Genomic DNA, 17,994 nt, shown 5'->3' with positions numbered 1-17,994 from the left:
AAGCCCTCCCTAGTTCTCATACGGATTTCTTTTGAGCAAACGCATCGAGGCGACCGGTTGCACCGGTCGCCTCGGAATTTTGGGCCTCGGGACCCTTACTGGCTTAGTTTGGGCTATCCGCCCAGATAGGCCTTTTTGACCTCGGGATCGTCCCTGAGCTGGGAGCAGGGGCCGCTGGCCACGATCTCGCCGGTGTCGAGCACATAGCCGCGGTGGGCGAACTTGAGGGCCAGGTTGGCGTTCTGCTCGATAAGCAGGATCGTCAGGCCTTCCTGGTTGAGCTGCTTGAGCGTGCGGAACATGTCGTACATGAGCAGCGGGGCCAAGCCCATGGACGGCTCGTCGAGCATTATGAACTCGCACTTGGTCATGAGCGCGCGGCCCACGGCCAGCATCTGCTGCTCGCCGCCCGAGAGCTGCTCGCTACGCTGCTTGCGGCGCTCGGCCAGGCGTGGGAACAGGTCGTACACGCGCTGGTAATCCTTGGCGATGGTCGGGTCGCCCTTGCGGCCGTAGGTGGCCAACTGCAGGTTCTCTTCCACACTCAGGTTGCCGAAGATGTGCCGGCCCTCGGGCACCAGGGCGATGTTCAGCTTGTCCACCACTTCATGAGGCGGCACGTTCAGCAGGGATTTGCCCTTGAAGAGAATGTCGCCGGACACGACTTTGGGCGCTTCCGGCGGAGGCAGGCGCATGATCGTGTGCAGGGTCGTGGTCTTGCCCGCGCCGTTGGCGCCGATGAGCGTGACGATTTCGCCCTGCTCCACGGTGAAGGAAATGCCGTGCAGGGCCTCGATGTTGCCGTATTTGACGCGCAGATTGTCGACTTGCAGGTACATTAGATCTCCGAATCGCCCAGGTAGGCCTTGATCACGGCGGGGTTCTGCTGGATCTCCGAGGGCGTGCCCTCGGCGATGGTCCGGCCGAAGTCGATGACCTTGATGTACTCGCACAGGCTCATGACCACGGTCATCTGGTGCTCGATCATCCAGATGGTCAGCTTGAATTCCTTGTGAATCCACCGGATGAGCTTGATGAGCCCGTCCACGTCGGCGGAGTTGAGTCCTGCCGCGGGCTCGTCCAGCAACAGCAGATCCGGCTGCACGGACAAGGCGCGGGCGATCTCCACCCGCCGCTGCAGGCCGTAGGGCAGGTTGTTTGGCTTTTCCTCGGCGTAGCGCTTCAGGTCAAGCTGCTCCAGCAGTTGCCAAGCGATGGAGTCTATCTTGGCCTCGGCGCGCTTGTAGCGCTTGGTGCGCAGGAAGCAGTCCATCAGATTGTAGCCCATGCGGTAGTGCTGGGCGATGCGGATGTTGTCCAGCACGCTCAGCTCGTGCCACAGGCGGATGTTCTGGAAGGTGCGCGCCACGCCCAGGGCGGTGACCCCGTGCGGCTTGAGGCCGCGGGTATCCTTGCCCTTGAAGACCACGCTGCCTTGGCTGGGCTTGTAGAAGCCGCTGGCCACGTTGAAGACCGTGGTCTTGCCGGCGCCGTTGGGGCCGATGAGGCCCATGAACTCGCCGCCCTGGAAGGTCAGGTCGAAATCCGAAACGGCGGTCAGACCTCCGAAGCGCATGGTCATGTTTTTCATTTCCAGCAGGGCCATGGCAATCTCCTCGAAGGCTTACTTGAATTTATAGAACTTCCGCAGCCGCGGGAAAATGTCCGACAGCTCGCGGTTGCCCATGATGCCCTCGGGCCGGAACTGCATGAGCAGGATGAGCAGGAGCGGGATGAGCACCCACTTCCATACCTGGGAAATCTCGTAGCCCGCGGGCAGCACATGGATCAGGTGCAGCAACTGGTCGATCCAGGGGATGATGAAGCGCAGGGACTCCAGCAGCAGGGTGAACAGCATGGCGGACATGACCGCGCCGGAAATGGAGCCCATGCCGCCCAGGTAGACCATGACCAGGGCCTCGGTGGACTTGAGGATGGTGAAGGAGCCGGGGTTGATGTAGCCGAGCACGTGGGCGAACAAACCGCCCGCCAGCCCCGCCAGCCCCGAGGAGAGCATGAAGGTCACGAGCTTGATATGGTTCGTGTTCACGCTCATGATTTCGGCGGCCACTTCGTCCTGGCAGATGGCCATTACGCCCTTGCCGTAAGTCGAGGAAACGTAGCGCCGGATGATCCAGACCGTGAACACGGTGCCGATGAAGATCCAGATGACCATCCACGGCAGGTCCAGGGTCTGCTCCATGGCATTGGTCACGCGGCGCATGCCCATGAAGCCCCTGGCCCCGCCAATGGCGTCGATGTTCTCGATGGCGCTCTTGACGATATACAGGGCCGCGATGGTGATGATGGCCAGGTAGTCGCCGCGCGTCTTGAAGGAGGGAATGGCGATGAGCAGTCCGACCAGGGCTGCAGCGAGCGAGCCGATGAGGAGCGCCAGGGGAAAGGCCAGCAGGGTCAGTTCCGGCGGAAGGAGCGGCGCGCCGAATTTGCTCTGGGTGAACAGGATCACGGTGACGAGGGAAGACACGTAAGCGCCCACGGCCATGAACGCGGCGTGGCCGCAGGCGAACTCGCCCATGTTGCCGTTGATCAGGTTCAGGCTGGTGGACATGATGATGTTGATGCCCATGAACATGAGCACCGTCTGCATATAGAGGTTGAGCGCCCCGGTCATGCAGGCGGCCAGCAGGCCCACGAAGGCGATGAGCAGGATGGCCGGCACGCTCAGGCTGCGCAGGTCGAAGCCTGACGTGGCCAGGGTCTCACCGGCGCGGATGGTCGCGCCCGGATCGTTGCGGATTGCCATGTGACTTCCCCCTCTCCCTAAATCTTGGTGGTCTTGGCCATGCCGAAAAGGCCCGTGGGTTTCCAGGTCAGGATGACCAGGAGGATGGTGAAGCTGATGAGGTCGCGCATGGTGGAGGGGAAGACCGCCACGACCATGATCTCCACGAACCCGAGCAGGAAGCCTCCGGCAAAGGCTCCGCGGATGTCGCCGATGCCGCCTACCACGGCGGCGATGAAGGCTTTCCAGCCCACCATGGCGCCCATGTATGGCTCCAGCACCGGGTAGCTCATGGCGAAGAGCACGCCGGCCAGTCCGGCGAAACCGGAGCCCAGGATGAAGGTAAACACGATGATGCTGTCCACGGGGATGCCCATGAGCGGGATGGCGAATTTATCCCAGGAGATGGCGCGCATGGCCATGCCCATTTTGGTCTTGGTGACCACGAACTGCAGAAAGATGAATACGAGGATGGCGGCGAGGATAACCGCGATCTTCACATTGGTCACCGAGAATAGGCCGAAGTCGTAGACCTGGGTGGGGATGAGCTGCGGAAAGCTGCGGCGGCTAGCGCCCAGGATGGCCAGGTTGCCGTTCTCCAGGACCAGGCCGCACATGAGCGCGGTGATGACCACGTACAGCCTGTGCGCGCCCTTGCGCCTAAGCGGCCTATAGGCGATGCGCTCCAGCGTCACGCCCACGGCCGCGGTGAGGATCATGGTCAGCGGGATGGTTAGGGCGAGCACCACGGGGCCGGATAGGCCCAGTTCGGGGCCGAGATTGCCCAGGAAGAACGTGGCCACGCCGAGACCGATGAAGGCCCCGACCATGAATATGTCGCCATGGGCGAAATTGATGAGCAGCAACACGCCGTAGACCAGACAGTAGCCCAGGGCGATGAGCGAGTAGTAGCTTCCCCACTGCAGGGCGTTGAGCACGTTCTGGATCAGGCTCTCAAGCACGGGTCACCTCTAATGCTTCAGCGCGGCGTCCGCCCGCCGCGGGCCCGTGCCGCGAGGCACGGAAAAGACCGGGAGAGCCACGCTCTCCCGGTCATGGTCGACAATAGCCGGGACCGCCTTAAGGGGCCACGGACTTGAAGAACTCGAACTCGCCGGCATCGTTGATCTTGACGATGACCGCGGACTTAACCGGGTCGCCCTGCGGGTCGAACTTCATGGAGCCGGTGATGCCGTCGTAGGACGGAATGGCGGCAAGGGCATCCTTCACGGCCACGCGATCCTGGGCCAGATTGCCGGTCAGCGGGGCGTTCTGGATGGCCTGGACCATCATGCCAAGGGCGTCCCAGGTCAGAGCGGCAACGTCGTCGGGCACGTAGCCGTACTTGGACTTGAAGGCGTCGATGAATTCCTTGGTCTTGCCCGTGGCGCCGGCGGCGGCGTAGTGCGTGGAGAAGTAGTAGCCCTTGCAGGCGTCGCCGCACAGGGTCATGAGCTCAGCGGAACCCCAGGAGTCGGAACCCATGATGGGCTTGTTCCAGCCCAGTTCCTTGGCCTGCTTCACGATGAGGGCAACCTCGGAGTAGTACTGGGGAGTGAACAGCACGTCGGCGCCGGAGCGGATGATGTTGGTCAACTGGGCGCTGAAGTCCTGGTCCTTGGTGGTGAAGGATTCAAAGGCCACCACGGAGCCGGGTCCGTGGATCTCTTCCCAGGCGGCCTTGAAGAACTCGGCCAGGCCTTTGGGATAGTCGCTGGCGACGTCGAAGAGCACGGCGGCCTTCTTGGCGCCGAACTCCTCGGTGGCGAACTTGGCAACCACGGGGCCCTGGAACGGGTCGAGGAAACAGGCGCGGAACACGAAGGGACGATCGGTGGTCGTGGCCGGGTTGGTGGACCAGGGCGCGATCATGGGCGTCTGGTTGGCGTCGGCCACTTCGCCGCCTGGCACGGCCTGCTTGGAGGCCATGGGGCCGATGATGCCCAGGGCCTTGTCCTGCTCAATGAGCTTGAGCTGGGCGTTGACCGCGGACTCGGCCTTGGACTCGTTGTCTTCGTAAACGAACTTCAGGGTGTAGGGCTTGCCGGCGATGTCGATCTTGCCGCCGACCTGCTGAAGGTACATCTCGGCTGCCTGCCGCGAGGACTCGCCCACCTTGGGGATGTCGCCCGTCAGGGGGATGTTGAAGCCGATGACGATATTGCCACCTTCCTGTGAGGCCGGCTTCTGTTCATCGCCGCCGCAACCGGCGGTCAGGAGCAGCCCGAGCGAGAAAACCAACGCAAGCAGAAGACCGCTTCTTTTCATGGTACCTCCCCGATAGAAATGTAAGTGGTGCAGCATTGAGGCTTGGTTTTCATACGCAACTAGACAGGAAAGCACAAGGTTTTCCATTTACGTAAAACGCCAGTTGTCAAGAGAGTTTGTCAGGGCCGTCCAAGTAGATATAATAATATTGGATCCGACGTATCCCGGCGCGGCCACGGCGCGGGGCCACTCTTGCAAGCGCAAGGCTCTTCCAGTAACAGCCATGCCGTTCTGCGACCCCTAGCCAAGGACTCCATACAATATGTCACAGGAAGCCATCGATCGCGTGCTTGCGCATAGCCAGGCCGGCTGCCGGCTGCGCGAGACTTTCTTTCAGGCCAAGGCGACCCTGGTGGCCGATATCGCCAGGGCCATGGCCGTCAGCCTCGCCCGCGGCGGCAAGATCTTGCTGTGCGGCAACGGCGGATCGGCCGCCGACTGCCAGCATATCGCCGCCGAATTCGTCAATCGCTTCAAGCTGGAGCGGCCGCCTCTGCCGGCTCTGGCCTTGACCACGGACTCAAGCATACTTACCGCTATCGGAAACGATTACGGCTTCGAACAAGTGTTCCTGAAGCAGGTGCAGGCCCTGGGCCGCCCCGGCGACGTGCTCGTGGCCATCTCCACCTCGGGCGGAAGCCCGAACGTGCTGGCCGCCCTTCGCGCGGCCAAGGAACGCGAGATCGTCACCGTGGGCTTCACCGGCGCAAGCGGCGGGGCCATGCTGCCCCTGTGCGACTATCCCGTGCTCGTGCCCGAGAAGATAACGGCGCTCATACAGGAAATCCATATCGCCGTGGGCCACCTGCTCTGCGAGCTGGTGGACTACTACCTCTTCGAGGCCGTTTCCGAGCTGACGCCCTACCTGAACGAGGCCTAGCTTCGTCAGTCACAAGGAGATACGCGATGCCAATTTTCGAATACCGTTGCGGCAAGTGCGGCCATGAGTTCGAGGAGCTAGTCTTCGGCCAGAACGCGCCCGCTTGCCCTAAATGTAAGGCCCCCAATGCCGAAAAACTAATGTCCTGCTGCCGGCACAAGAACGCCGACGGAGGCGCCGACTTCGGCTCCGCGCCCTCGGCTTCGTCCTCTGGCGGAGGCTGCGCCGGCTGCTCCGGCGGCAGCTGCGCCACCTGCAAGTAAAGAGCAAAGCGAAGATCGGGAAGGGCTTAGCCCTCCCCGAACCCCACCCACCAGGGTGTAACGACACCCTGGACCCCGTATTCAGAGCCGGCCGATCCGATGGTTTCCATCGGATCGGCCGGCTCTGTTCAGGCCAGGAGGAGGCTTCGCTCCCTTTGCATAAATTTGTGAAGCTGTCCTATCCGCAGGACGTGCAGCCACTGCAGCCTCCGCCGCCACCGCCAAGCTCCATCTCCGACTGCACCACGAAACCCATGGGTGACATGTCCACCGTCAAGGGTGAGGCCTGCTTGAAGAGTTCTTTCTCCATGACGAACTTGTAACCGCCGTCCTCCACCACCTCATCGCCATCGGTTGGCTCGTCGAGAGCCAGCGCGAAGCGCGGTCCGCCGCAGCCATGGTTCAGGTAGATGCGTATCGGAGAGGTTACCTTGTCCTTGAAGTGGTTGTCGATCTGCTCTTTGGCAGCCATTGTGAGAAAAATCATTTGACCTCCATGTATTTATAAAAAACTATTTTGATTGAATAAAATGGTTATGCTTCTTCAGGGTGGCTGCGAAGGCAGCCATGGGCTGGCTTGGACTTATGTTTATATCGACATAGAAAATAGATGAAATTGAAATATGTGATAAGAAGTGGCTTCAAAGCCTTGGGTGAAGTGATCTTGGCCGCATACGCCCAAGGCGTTAGCGCTGGAGAAACTAAATAATTCGGGTGGCGGCAAAGCCCAACCTGCCAAGGCAGCGAAATCGCCGACGTTCCCACGTCGGCGATTTCGCTGCCGTAAATACGGGGGGTCCGGGGGGAATGAATCCCCCCGGCCGCCGGAGACATATTTACTTCCCGCAGTCGACGCAGCCTCCCGGCTTATCCTGCTCTTTTCCGCCTTCCTCGGCGGCCTTGGCGAACTTCAGCAGGGTTTCCACCAGTTCCTTGAGCTTGGCGTCGGCCTTGCCGAAGACCGTGTCCTCGGGGAAGGTGAAGTCCTCGCGCTGCTCGCCGGCGGGCATGCCGGTGAGGATTTCGACGCCTTGGGCAATGGTCTTTACTGGCCAAAGGTGGAACTTGCCCTCCTGGATGGCCTGGGCCACATCCTTGCGCAGCATGAGGTCCTGAACGTTGGTGTGGGGGATCATGACGCCTTGCTCGCCGGTCAGGCCCTTGCTCTTGCATACGTCATAGAAGCCCTCGACCTTCTCGTTGACCCCGCCGATGGGCTGCACTTCGCCCTTTTGGTTCACGGAGCCGGTCACGGCGATGTCCTGGCGCAGGGGCACGCCGGACAGGCTGGACAGGATGGCGTACATCTCCGTGGACGAGGCCGAGTCGCCCTCGATGCCCGAGTAGGACTGCTCGAAGGCTATGGATGCGCTTACGGACAGAGGCTTGTTCTGGGCGAAGACCCGGCGCAGGTATCCCGACAGGATGTACACGCCCTTGTTGTGGATGGGGCCGGACATCTGGGCTTCGCGTTCGATGTTGATGACGCCCTCGCGGCCCAGGGCCGTATTTGCCGTGATGCGTGCGGGCCGGCCGAAGGCGAGGTTGCCCAGGGAGTAGACCGACAGGCCGTTGACCTGGCCCACCACCGCGCCTGTGGTGGAGATCATGAGGCTGTCGCGGTCGATCATCTCCTGGATCTTGTCCTCGATGAGGTTGTCCCTGTACTTGCGCGAGTCCATGGCTCGCTGCACGTGGTGCTCGTTAACGGCTGCGGCCTTCTCCTGTTCGGCCCAGTAGTCGGCCTCGCGGATTATCTCGGCGATGGTCGGGAAGCGCGTGGTGATCTTCTCCTGCCTGCCGGCAAGGCGCACAGCCTCCTCCACGAGCGCGGCCACGCCGGATGCCTCGAATGGCCGCAGTTTTTCCTCCTGGGTTTCCTTGCGCACGAAGCGGGCCATGGCCATGATGGCCTCCTCGTTCTTGTCCATGGAGCGGTCGAAGTCCGCGCGCACGCGGAAGATCTTCTGCACGTCCGGGTCGTACTGGCGCAGCAGATGATAGAGGTAGGTGTCGGCCACGACCACCACCTTGACCTCCACATGAATGGGCTCGGGCTTCAGGCTGGACGACATGAACATGTAGTAGGGGTCGAAGGTCTGGATCTCCATGCGCTCGGTCTTGAGGGCGCGCTTGAGCGCGGGCCACACTCCGGGCTCCATGATGGCGTCCATGAGGTTGAGCACGAGGTAGCCGCCGTTTGCCTTGAGGAAGGAGCCGACCTTGATCTTGGAGTAGTCCGTGCGCCACACGCCCGTGCGGTCGATGACCCGCTCGATGGAGCCGAACAGGTTGCGGTAGGTCGGATAGCCTTCGCGGATGACCGGCGGACTCTCCTGCTCGGAATTATCCACGATCAGGTTGACGTGGTAGGCCATGAACGGGTCGCCCATGACCATGGCCATGCCCGGCGGCAGGCCGGGTATCTGCTGCTGGCCGCCCGTGCGGAAGGTGTCGATGTTCTCGACCATGTCCTCGAGCATGTCCCGCAGGTACTTGCGGATCTTCTCGCTCGTGTACTTTTCACGCAGGGGCTCCATGAGCCGCTGGGCCGAGGCCGTGAACATGTGCTTGTCGACCTGCTCGCCCTTTTCGTTGAGTTCCTTCTGCAGGTCACGAACTTCCAGGAATATCTTGTCGATCTCGCCGCGCAGCCGGTCGTACTTCTCCTTGATCTGCTCGAACTCGTCGCGCGGGAAGCGGCCCTTTTCGACCATCTCCTCCAGGCGCGGCATGGGCACGGGCTCGCTGTCCACGATGGGCATGAGCTCGGGCCGCTGCATCTGGCCGGCCTGGATCTGCACCAGGGCGAAGCCCTCTTCCTTGACCCGCTTGTCCAGGTCCTTGAAGAAGTCCCGCGTGCGCCGCTCGTAGGTTTCCATGATCTCCTTCTTGCGGGCCACGTATTCCTGGCTCTCGAAGATCTGGGGCGCTTCGCGCTTGAGGGTGTCCACGAGGTCGTGGATTTCCTTGCGGAACTCGCTGCCCTCGCCGGACTTGAAGCGCAGCAGGATGGGCGCGTCGGTGTTCTTGAAGTTGTTCACGTAGGCCAGGTCATCGGGCGCTCCGTGCTTGTGCGAGAGTTCCTGAAGGAGCTTCTCCACGCTGGCCATGCGCCCGGTGTGGGGTTCGCCGGTGACGAAGACGTTGTAGCCGGCCTTGTTGATGGCCATGCCGTAACGGAAGGCCTCGACTCCGCGGGCTTGGCCCACGATCTTGTCCAAGGGCTCGATTTCGTCCGTGGTCTTGAAGGGCAGTTGGGACGGGTCGCAGCGCCAGCGCAGTTTGTCGCTGGGCACTTCGGGATGTGTCGGGTTCGTCGGCATCGAAAAACACCTCCATGCTGGCGTGCAGGCGCAAAAGCTATTTGGCTTCAGCCGATTCGGATGGACAGGGGTTTGGGCCTGCTCGGTTCGCACCTAGGCAGGGTGATGGTCAGAGTCTGGTTCTCGAAGATTGCATCGGCTTTGTCGGCATCCACCCGGCAGGGCAGTCGGATGGTGTGCGAGAAGTGGCTGCGGCTTTCGATGGTGGCTCCGCTTTCGCCCATGACGCTGCGCTGCTCATGAGCCAGGAGCAGTCGGTCGTCCTGCACCGCAACCCTGAGATCCTGGGGGTTTACTCCCGGCAGTTCGGCACTGATGACCAGCGCGTCTTCCTCCTGAACGATGTCGATGCTCGGCCCGGCCAGGGCGTCGGGCAGGCCGCAAGTTCCGAAGTCCTCACACAGGCTGGAGAAGAGCGTGTCGAGGTCCCGCTTCATGCGCAGGATTTCTCTGGCGGTCCACAGGGTCAGATCAGGCATTTCGCCCCTCCTTGATGTCTTGTCCCCCATGCAAGGCCGTGGGCCGAGGGGGCTAGCACTCTTATGCTTACATCAGGAAGAGGATCGTGAGAAGGCCGGTTGGAGATGATGTCGACATCTCCAACCGGCTTATAACGCGTGAAGAAAGCAGGCAGTCGCTTGGCTGCGACCGCCTGTCTCAAGAGCAGATTGCTTTTAGAGCAATTTGCGTTTGAACTGAGAGAGGGCGCTGCCCTCTCTCAGACTCTCTCCCGGCAGGGAGCGGCGCTCCCTGCACCCCCATTTTTCATTTTATTTGCAAGGTGCTGTAAGACGCCCGCTCCGGCGTTGACGGTGCAAGTGAATTGCGCCCTACGCCGAAGCTAGCTGCAAGCCATGCCGACGCATGGCTTGCAGCATTTTAAAAAGCAAAAATTTCTAGCTATCGGGAGGTTTTGCCCTGCTCGCAGGGGAAAGCGATGTGGAAGCTCGCTCCGGGCGCGGGTTGGATGTCCAGGTTGCCCTTGAGCTGGCGCACCAGGGTCAGCACGAGCTTGAGTCCCAGGCTGGAGGTGTCCAGCGGGTCGATGTCCGGCGGCAGACCTACGCCGTCGTCGGCCACTCGGAGTACATAGCGGTCGCCGTCGCGGCGGAAGGAGACCTCGATGGCTCCAGCGCGCCCGTCCGGAAAGGCGTACTTGAGGCTGTTGGAGAGCAGCTCGTTGACCATTAGGCCGCAGGGAATGGCCACAGTCACGGGCAGGGCCAGATCTTCCAGGTCCTTGATCAAGCGCACGGAGGAGCTGTTCCGACGGTAGGACTGCATGAGGAAGGAGATGACGCTGGACAGATAGCTGTCGAAATCCACGCTGGACAGGTCATCGGCTTGGTACAGCCGCTCGTGCACCAGGGCCATGGACTGGATGCGGTTCTGGCTCTCGCGAAACAGTTCAGCCACAGCCGGATCGTCCAGGACCTGGGCTTGCAAGCTGAGCAGACTGGAAATGGTTTGCAGGTTGTTCTTGACCCGATGGTGGATCTCCTTGAGCAGGACTTCCTTTTCGCGCAGGGAGTCCCGCAGTCGCCCCTCGTTCAGCTTGCGTTCGCTCACGTCGCGGGCCACGGCCACCATGTAAGGTACGCTGCCAAAGGGCACCACGCGCAGGACGATTTCCACCGGCGCGTCGTGCATTCGACCTCCCGCAGCGGGCAGCGTGGATTCCACGAAGCTCTCCACCTGGCCCGAGCACAGGAAGTCGTCCATGGCCTGCGTGGTCTCGGGTGGCATGAGCTTGTCCAGCCTGAGGCCCAGGAGGCTGTCGCGCGCGCGGCCCAGCAGATCCCCGGCGGCGCCATTGGCGTCGGCTATCCGCAGGGTTTCCAAGTTCACAAGCAAAATGGCGTCCGAAACCTGATCCAGCAGGGCGCGAAAGCGTTCGAGATCCTCCATACGCTCCTTGAGCTCCGGATAGTAGCTCTTGCGCATGGACGTTTCGCCCAGGCCGATAAGCTTCTCGCGCAGCCGGGTATCCGGCCTTGCCTGGGGTTGTCTTAAGCGTTCCGACTCCTGATCATAGGGCTTTCTCATAAATGCCGACGATATCCTCAATGGTAAAGGGGCGGGGATTGGTGACGAGGCATGGATCGCACAAAGCCTTGGCAGCCAGCTCGGGCAGGTCCTCGCGCTGCACGCCCAGCTCAGACAAACGGCAGTTCACGCCTGCTTCGCGCGTGAGCCGGCGCAGAGCCTCCAACAGGGCCTGCCTGCCGCCGGAGTGGTCGCCGACCTCGGGCATGGCCGCGCCCAGGGCCAGCCCTATGTTGCGGTAGCGCCCGGGCGCGGTCTCGTAATTGGCCGCGACCACATGCTCAAGGAGAATGGCGTTGCACAGGCCGTGCGGCAAATCCAGCAGGCCGCCCAGGCCGTGGGCCAGGGCGTGCACGGCCCCGAGAATGGCGTTGGAGAAGGCCAGCCCGGCGTACAGGCTGCCGAGCATCATGCGCGCCCTGGCTTCAAGGTCATGGGGAGCGCGCATGGCCGCCAGCAGGTTGGCGGACACCAGGCGGACGGCCTCCAGAGCGTGCAGGTCCGTGACCGGCGAGCTTGCGTTCGACGCGTAGGCTTCCACGGCGTGGGTCAGTGCGTCCAGACCCGTATGGGCCGTGAGTTCGTAGCCCATGGTCGTTGTGGTGCGGGGATCGATGAGCGCTGCGTCCGGGACCACGGTCTTGCTGACGATGGCGAGCTTGAGCCTGCGGCTTGTATCGCTGACGATGGCGAACTGGGACACGTCGGCCGAGCTGCCGGACGTGGTGGGCACGCAGATGAGCGGCAGGCCCGGCCTGGGCACATTGTCCACGCCCTCGAAGGAGCTGATGTGCCGCTCGTTGGTGACCACGATGCCGATGCCCTTGGCGCAGTCCATGGGGCTGCCGCCGCCCACGGCAACGATGGCGTCGCAGCCCTCGCGCAGGCAGGTTTCCGCTCCGGCCATGACTTCACAGTCGCGCGGATTGGACGAGACCTCCTGGAAGACCACGCCGGGCAGGCCTTCGCGCGCGAGGCTCTCCAGCACCAGCCCGGCACAACCGTGGCGGATCACGCCCGCGTCCGTAACCACCAGCACGCGGCGCGCGCCGAGATTTCTGGCATATCGGCCGGCCAGACCGGCCGCGCCATCGCCGAAAACGAACTCCGGCGCGACGAACTTGCGCAAGTCCAGCAACTTATTCCTGGTCATGATTTCCTCTGCAAGCCGCGCGGGCGTTGCAGCACGCGCCTGCATGCAAAGCTTATCGTTTGCACCGTGAAATGTCACGAGAGGGCTTGCGGGGCTCGAAGCCGGTCCTCTTTTGCATAGCGTTGGGACATGTTACAGGCTTGTCCGGCATGGAATAATCCAGGCCGCAACATAAGCCACCCGGAGAGGCGAGATGATCGGCCATCCTTTCGGCAAGGGCGGCGAGCTGTCGCCCCGCGATTTTGCAAGGGTTTTCATGGAACATATATTGTGGGACGCCGCGGACCGTTGGAAGGAACTTGCGGTTCCAGAAGTTCTGGCGGCCATGGAGCCCGAGGAGCGGCGCAGGGTTTCGGAGGAGGTCTTCCACCTGGTGCGCATGATCGAGCTCAAGGCCGGCCTGGTGGAGGCCGAGAATCAGGCTCCCAAATGGGAGGGCGGGCCGCAGGAGTACTCGCTCAAGGAAAAGCACTGCCACCCGGGCACGCAGGTCAAGCTCATACGGGTCAAGACGAATCCCGACCGCTACGCCATACAGCTTATCAACAATGCCACGGGCGAGTTTATCCAGTCGCTCAAGAACTATTCCCTGGAGGGCGGCATGGAAGTGTCCATCTCCATGGGCTTCAGCGAATCATGGCTGGATAAGATCGGCGTGCGCAAGGAGAACGGAGAGAAATGAACGAATTAATTCTGCGGCCCATCGGTATCGTGCACTCGCCCTGGACCAGCCTGGAAGGCATGCCCATCCAGCCCGCCGGCGCCAGGGACGCCGAGGGACAAGCCGTGCTCGACCCGCAGTACGCGCAGGGGCTGGCCGATCTGGAAGGCTTCTCGCACGCCTATCTGATCTATCATTTCCACGGCAGCCAGGGCTATGCGCTTACTGTTACGCCGTTTTTGGACAATACGCCGCGCGGCTTGTTTTCCACGCGCGCCCCGAGGCGGCCCAATCCCATAGGCCTGTCCGTGGTGCGCGTACTGGGCGTATCCGGCAACGTGCTGCGCATTGCAGGCGTGGACGTGCTCGATGGCACGCCGCTCCTGGACATCAAACCCTATATGCCGGCTTTCGATGCCGTGCCTGAGGCCCGCGCGGGCTGGGCCGAGAAGAGCCAGGCCGATGTAGGCGCGACCCGCTCGGACGATCGCTTCGCCAAGTCTCGGGCTGCGGATTGATTACCCCAGAGTAGATTGCATAAGAGCTGGGAAGGGCTTTGCCCTCCCCAGTCCTCACCCACCAGGGGGCGGACGCGCCCCTGGACCCGCGCAGTTTATTTGCGACCTTTTTAAGCAGCATGGCCAAGGTCCAGGCCGCTACGTGAAAAGCGCGCCCCGACCGGTTATCCCGGCCAGGGCGCGCTCGTTATGACATATGCGCGCAGGCTTGCGGCTATTTCTCGTCCTCGCCCTGGCCCAGGAATGCCTTGTCCAAGGCGCTGAGCAGCAGATGGCCGCCCTCGACGTTGCGCGCCACGGGCAGTCCGCGCGAGGCCATGGTGCGTTGGGCTTCGTAGGAGCGCTGGCCCGAGTTGCAGAAGAGCACCAACGGCTGCTCCGGATCGACCTCCTCCAGGCGCGCCGCCAGTTCCTCGCCGGGGATGTTCAGCCATCTGTCACCAAATTTTTCTATGTACGACGCGGCATTGGCTGCTCCGCGCACGTCCAGGACCTTGAATTTGCCGGCCTCGAAATCCCGCAGGAACTCTCCCATGGGCATGGCCGCATTGACGCCCTCGACAACATTCTGCACCACGTTGGCTGCGGCGTTGAGAATATCCATGGCCTGGGCATAGGGCGGAGCGTAGGCCACCTCCAGGTTGGACACATCCTCCAGCGTGGCCCCGAATCGCATGGCCGCGGCCACGGCGTCCACGCGCCCCTTGACCGCGTCGCCATTGGCGCCGAAGGCCTCGATGCCCAGCACCCGTCGCGTGACGCGGTCGGCGATGAGCCTCAGGTACATGATTTTCGCCGTGGGATAGAAGTGCGCTCGATCATGCATGGCCACGGTGGCCGAAGCCGGCTTGTAGCCCGCGTCCAGGGCCTGGGCTTCGGTCAGGCCGGCGCGGGCCACGCCGGCTTCGAAGGCCTTCATGCAGAAGGATCCCAGCACGGGCGGGAATTCGGCGTGGCTTCCGGTCACGTTGGCCCCGATGACCCGGCCCTGGCGGTTGGCCATGGAGCCGAGCGGCATGTGGACCGTGTTGCCGCTCAGGGCGTGGGGCAGTTCCACGCAGTCGCCGCCAGCAAAGATATTGGGGTCTGAGGAGCGCATGCGCCGGTCCACGAGCACGCCGCCGAAGCGGCCGACGGCCAGGCCGGCCTTGCGCGCCAGCTCGCTGTTGGGGCGCGCGCCCACGGCCAGGATGACCAGCTGGCAATCCAGCCGCTTGCCTGAAGCCGTCTCCAGGGCCTGCACGCCGTTTTCAGCGTCGCCCACGATGCGCGCGGCGCGCTCGCCAGTCAGGATGGACACGCCGGCCGCGGTGAAGGAGTTCTCCACCAGCCGGGCCATGTCCGGCCCCAGGGCCTGCGGCAGGACGTGCGGCTGCATCTCGATGACCGTGGTCTGGATGCCCCACAGGTCCGCGAACGCCTCGGCCATCTCGAGGCCGATGGCCCCGCCTCCCACGATGACGGCGCTCTCGACCTGGCCGCGCTGCACGCTCTCCTTGATCCATTTGGCCTGGTGCAGGTTGGCCACGGCCATGACTCCGGGCAGGTCGCGGCCCTCGATGGGCGGGATGACCGGGGTGCTGCCAGTGGCCAGCACGAGCGTGTCATAATCCAGCCAGGACTCCTGCCCGCTCTTCAGGTCCTTTACGCGCACTCGCCTGCCGGCCCGGTCGATCTCCAGGGCTTCGGTCTCGGTGAGCGCGCGCACCCGCTTGGTGTTCTCGAAGAAGGCGGCGTCGCGCCGCGCGTGATAGGCAGTGGACAAGAGGCCGTCGATATCGGCCACGTCACCGCCCACGTAGTAGGGGATGCCGCAGCCGCCGTAGGAAATATAGCTGTCGCGGTCGAGCATGACGATATCGGCATCGGGGTCAATTCGCCTTGCGCGGCAGGCGACCTTTGGGCCAAGCGCCACCGCGCCGATGATGACGATCTTGCGTGACATGTCGGGAAGGCTCCTAGTTGAAGGCGATTACGCTCAGGGCTTCCAGAGGGCTCTTCCGGGGCCCATGCCCTGCTTTTTGCTGCGAATGACTTGATACGTCTTGCTGTCCTTGCGCACCAGGGTCAGACCCAGGGCGGGTAGGGTGGCCAACACGTCGCGGCCGAGGATGAGATCCAGCTCGCTGATCATGGCGCCGGCCTTCTGCACGAGCAGCGCGCGCAGGCTGCGGTCGTACTCGGCCAGGGCAGCCAGCTCCTTGATTGAATTGCCCTTGCCGGCCACGGCCTGCTCGGCCAGTTCCAGCACCTTGGAGTACGGACACTTGGCTTCGTGCTCCTCGATAATCGCGGGCAGGCCGCTTTCAGGGGCAAAGAGGTCGGCGCGCGTGAGCCGGTCCTTGTCATAGACCGATTCGAGCTGCTCCGTGTTCCAGCAAAGCAGTGCCTGGCACTCGACGGGCCGGCAATCATAGATGCGGCAAGAGTGTGTCGGTTCCAGAAAACGGCAGACCCAGGATTTTCCCTGGCCCTTGATCTTGATGAGTTCGTTGCCCAAAGGCAGCACCTGGTCCTGGATGGGATCGAAAGCCAACTCGCCCTTGCGCAGCGTGACAAGGTCCGAGCGATTGAGCAGGCCTTTTTCCACCAGCGCGTGATCCTGGGCATGCAGGCTTGGGCCGCCCTTGCGGCAGCATGTTCCGCAACGCTTGCAACTGTCCATGGCATCCATCCGGCGCAGGCTTATGCCGCGCCGCGGGTTGAAAGTCCTGGGGTCGTATTACTTGGCAGGACTCTTCAATGCCACAACAGTCCATGCTCTGTCACTGCATTGAGCCGACCCCAGGCTGAGCGGCTCCGCCGCGCACCCAGCCCGCGAACCACAGGCCGAGCAGGACCAGCTCGACCACGCCGTCGATAAGGTAGATGGGCGAGATGACGCCCGTGGCCGCATAGCCGATTTCCACCACGGCCAGAGCCAAGGCCGAGCCTACGCCCAAGGCCATTTCCTGCAGGCCGATGCGCCGACGTATTGCGGCCATGCCGAGGACCGAGCCGATGACGATGACCAGCGCGCCCACTGTACGCACGAGCCATATGTCCGTCTTGGGCCCGGTCACGGCCATGAACGAGTGGATGTCCACCAGGCTCCACAACCCTGTCAGCACGTACCAGACGCACTGCGTCCCGGCCGCCAGCCGTCGCAGGTCCGTCCTTGCCAGCCATTGCCTCAGGCTCTCTTGCGCGCGTCCTCTCATGTGCAACCTCCGCTGTCTGGCCGTTATTTGGCCCATGCAATCCGCATCACTTCGAACACATGGCAGCATACATCATGTAGGCCGCAAGCCCAAGGGCTTACTCTTCGGAGGACAACCCGTCGGTGTGAAACCTACTGCAAGGGACGAATCCGTCCGATGGCAGGCACCCCCCGATTATCCGTATGGTGCGAGAACGGAAAGGCAGCGGAACCGACCAATGGGACCGATCAATCGCGCGAACGCATCCAAAGGAGGCATGCCATGGCCAAGGCCAACGAAATGTTCCAGTGCCAGATGCACTACTGCGGCTACGTCTACAACCCCGACGAGGGCGATCCCAAGCGCGGGATCAAGGTCGGAACGAAGTTCGGTGAACTTCCCGACGACTGGACCTGCCCCTTTTGTGGCGCCGAGAAGAAGGATTTCAAGCCCCTGGCCGGCCCCGGTTCGGTGCTGTGGGAAAACGTGCGCAACTGGCCCGGCCTGAAAGACAAGCAGTGGGATGAGATCGAAAAGCGCATCGCGAGCGGCGATGTGGAAGGCTATTCCCCGGTGGCCGAGCGGGCCAAGGGAAAAATGGTCTAGTTGGCTACTGGCGATCAACCGAAAATAAAACCTGCGCGCGCCTTCGGCGTCGGGTAAGGAGCAGCCATGGAAGAACGGGCAAATACCCATGACCTGTTGTATTCGGACAAACCCTTGAAGGACTTCCTGTCCATATACCTCATGAAGGGCCTGCCGGATGCCTTTAACACCACGGATGATGCCGGAACCGCCGTGTCCCTCGTCCTTGCCGGGCTGGCCAAGCACGTGGGAAAAAGCGGCAGCGAGCGCATCGAAGGCGTGGGAGAGTTCTCCAGCAGCGAAGGCGGCATCATTTTCAAACCCGATCCAGGCTTCCGGGGGCTCATCGAATAGGCCGCCAGGGACGAG

The 17,994-nt window shown here is 62.6% G+C and carries 19 protein-coding genes; 6 read left to right on the top strand and 13 right to left on the bottom strand.

Annotated elements, in window-relative coordinates; genetic code table 11:
• Positions 1-113 precede the first annotated feature (113 nt).
• From H585_RS0101625 to H585_RS0101605, 5 genes are all read right to left on the bottom strand, one after another.
• Entirely contained in the window at positions 114-839 is a 726-nt protein-coding gene (locus H585_RS0101625; protein ID WP_014258817.1) for an ABC transporter ATP-binding protein, read from the bottom strand.
• Entirely contained in the window at positions 839-1,606 is a 768-nt protein-coding gene (locus tag H585_RS0101620; RefSeq protein ID WP_005986833.1) for an ABC transporter ATP-binding protein, read from the bottom strand. The genes H585_RS0101625 and H585_RS0101620 overlap by 1 nt, the downstream gene beginning before the upstream one ends.
• Positions 1,607-1,624: 18 nt before the next feature.
• Entirely contained in the window at positions 1,625-2,767 is a 1,143-nt protein-coding gene (locus H585_RS0101615; RefSeq protein ID WP_081678578.1) for a branched-chain amino acid ABC transporter permease, read from the bottom strand.
• 17 nt (positions 2,768-2,784) lie between these two features.
• Positions 2,785-3,708 (bottom strand): branched-chain amino acid ABC transporter permease, encoded by a 924-nt coding sequence (locus H585_RS0101610; RefSeq protein WP_005986837.1) that lies wholly within the window; start codon positions 3,706-3,708, stop codon positions 2,785-2,787.
• A 118-nt stretch (positions 3,709-3,826) separates the two neighbouring features.
• Positions 3,827-5,014, bottom strand: a complete 1,188-nt coding sequence (locus tag H585_RS0101605) for an ABC transporter substrate-binding protein (RefSeq protein ID WP_027366496.1) — start codon at positions 5,012-5,014, stop codon at positions 3,827-3,829.
• Between the two features lie 262 nt (positions 5,015-5,276).
• Here H585_RS0101605 and H585_RS0101600 point away from each other — a divergent pair, with 262 nt between their 5' ends.
• Entirely contained in the window at positions 5,277-5,894 is a 618-nt protein-coding gene (locus H585_RS0101600) for a D-sedoheptulose 7-phosphate isomerase (RefSeq protein ID WP_014258812.1), read from the top strand.
• A 26-nt stretch (positions 5,895-5,920) separates the two neighbouring features.
• Entirely contained in the window at positions 5,921-6,157 is a 237-nt protein-coding gene (locus H585_RS0101595; RefSeq protein WP_027366495.1) for an FmdB family zinc ribbon protein, read from the top strand.
• A gap of 178 nt (positions 6,158-6,335) precedes the next feature.
• Here the strand turns inward: H585_RS0101595 and H585_RS0101590 are convergent, their stop codons facing one another.
• The 5 genes from H585_RS0101590 to ercA form a co-directional block, all read right to left on the bottom strand.
• Entirely contained in the window at positions 6,336-6,644 is a 309-nt protein-coding gene (locus H585_RS0101590; RefSeq protein WP_027366494.1) for an IscA/HesB family protein, read from the bottom strand.
• A 349-nt stretch (positions 6,645-6,993) separates the two neighbouring features.
• Entirely contained in the window at positions 6,994-9,483 is a 2,490-nt protein-coding gene (locus tag H585_RS0101585; protein ID WP_027366493.1) for a Lon protease family protein, read from the bottom strand.
• Between the two features lie 47 nt (positions 9,484-9,530).
• A complete protein-coding gene (locus H585_RS0101580; RefSeq protein ID WP_027366492.1) occupies positions 9,531-9,962 on the bottom strand; it encodes an Hsp20/alpha crystallin family protein in 432 nt (143 codons plus the stop codon).
• A gap of 421 nt (positions 9,963-10,383) precedes the next feature.
• Positions 10,384-11,529: a sensor histidine kinase gene (locus H585_RS0101575; protein WP_027366491.1), complete on the bottom strand. Its 1,146-nt coding sequence runs from the start codon at positions 11,527-11,529 to the stop codon at positions 10,384-10,386.
• Positions 11,513-12,682: an alcohol dehydrogenase-like regulatory protein ErcA gene (gene ercA, locus H585_RS0101570; RefSeq protein WP_027366490.1), complete on the bottom strand. Its 1,170-nt coding sequence runs from the start codon at positions 12,680-12,682 to the stop codon at positions 11,513-11,515. The genes H585_RS0101575 and ercA overlap by 17 nt, the downstream gene beginning before the upstream one ends.
• A 193-nt stretch (positions 12,683-12,875) precedes the next feature.
• On the opposite strand from ercA, the gene H585_RS0101565 reads away from it, so the two are divergent.
• Positions 12,876-13,364 carry a hypothetical protein gene (locus H585_RS0101565; RefSeq protein ID WP_027366489.1) on the top strand — a complete coding sequence of 163 codons (489 nt, stop codon included), beginning with the start codon at positions 12,876-12,878 and terminating at the stop codon, positions 13,362-13,364.
• Positions 13,361-13,861: a tRNA (N6-threonylcarbamoyladenosine(37)-N6)-methyltransferase TrmO gene (gene tsaA, locus H585_RS0101560; RefSeq protein WP_027366488.1), complete on the top strand. Its 501-nt coding sequence runs from the start codon at positions 13,361-13,363 to the stop codon at positions 13,859-13,861. The genes H585_RS0101565 and tsaA overlap by 4 nt, the downstream gene beginning before the upstream one ends.
• Positions 13,862-14,075: 214 nt before the next feature.
• Here tsaA and H585_RS0101555 read toward each other — a convergent pair whose 3' ends face one another.
• The 3 genes from H585_RS0101555 to H585_RS0101545 all read right to left on the bottom strand — a co-directional run bounded on the left by H585_RS0101555 (position 14,076) and on the right by H585_RS0101545 (position 17,061).
• Positions 14,076-15,806, bottom strand: a complete 1,731-nt coding sequence (locus H585_RS0101555; protein WP_027366487.1) for an FAD-dependent oxidoreductase — start codon at positions 15,804-15,806, stop codon at positions 14,076-14,078.
• Between the two features lie 33 nt (positions 15,807-15,839).
• Positions 15,840-16,526 carry a YkgJ family cysteine cluster protein gene (locus H585_RS0101550; RefSeq protein ID WP_034626941.1) on the bottom strand — a complete coding sequence of 229 codons (687 nt, stop codon included), beginning with the start codon at positions 16,524-16,526 and terminating at the stop codon, positions 15,840-15,842.
• Between the two features lie 100 nt (positions 16,527-16,626).
• Complete coding sequence (locus tag H585_RS0101545; protein WP_027366485.1) at positions 16,627-17,061, bottom strand: hypothetical protein; 435 nt, start codon at positions 17,059-17,061, stop codon at positions 16,627-16,629.
• A 261-nt stretch (positions 17,062-17,322) separates the two neighbouring features.
• Between H585_RS0101545 and H585_RS0101540 the strand changes: the two genes are divergently transcribed.
• On the top strand, positions 17,323-17,646 hold the full coding sequence (locus H585_RS0101540; protein ID WP_027366484.1) for a rubredoxin: 324 nt from the start codon (positions 17,323-17,325) through the stop codon (positions 17,644-17,646).
• 66 nt (positions 17,647-17,712) lie between these two features.
• Positions 17,713-17,979 (top strand): hypothetical protein, encoded by a 267-nt coding sequence (locus tag H585_RS0101535; RefSeq protein WP_027366483.1) that lies wholly within the window; start codon positions 17,713-17,715, stop codon positions 17,977-17,979.
• The last annotated feature ends 15 nt before the right edge of the window (positions 17,980-17,994 follow it).

Source organism: Desulfocurvibacter africanus subsp. africanus DSM 2603 (assembly GCF_000422545.1).
GTDB lineage: Bacteria > Desulfobacterota > Desulfovibrionia > Desulfovibrionales > Desulfovibrionaceae > Desulfocurvibacter > Desulfocurvibacter africanus.
This window is presented reverse-complemented; position numbering and strand designations above follow the sequence as displayed.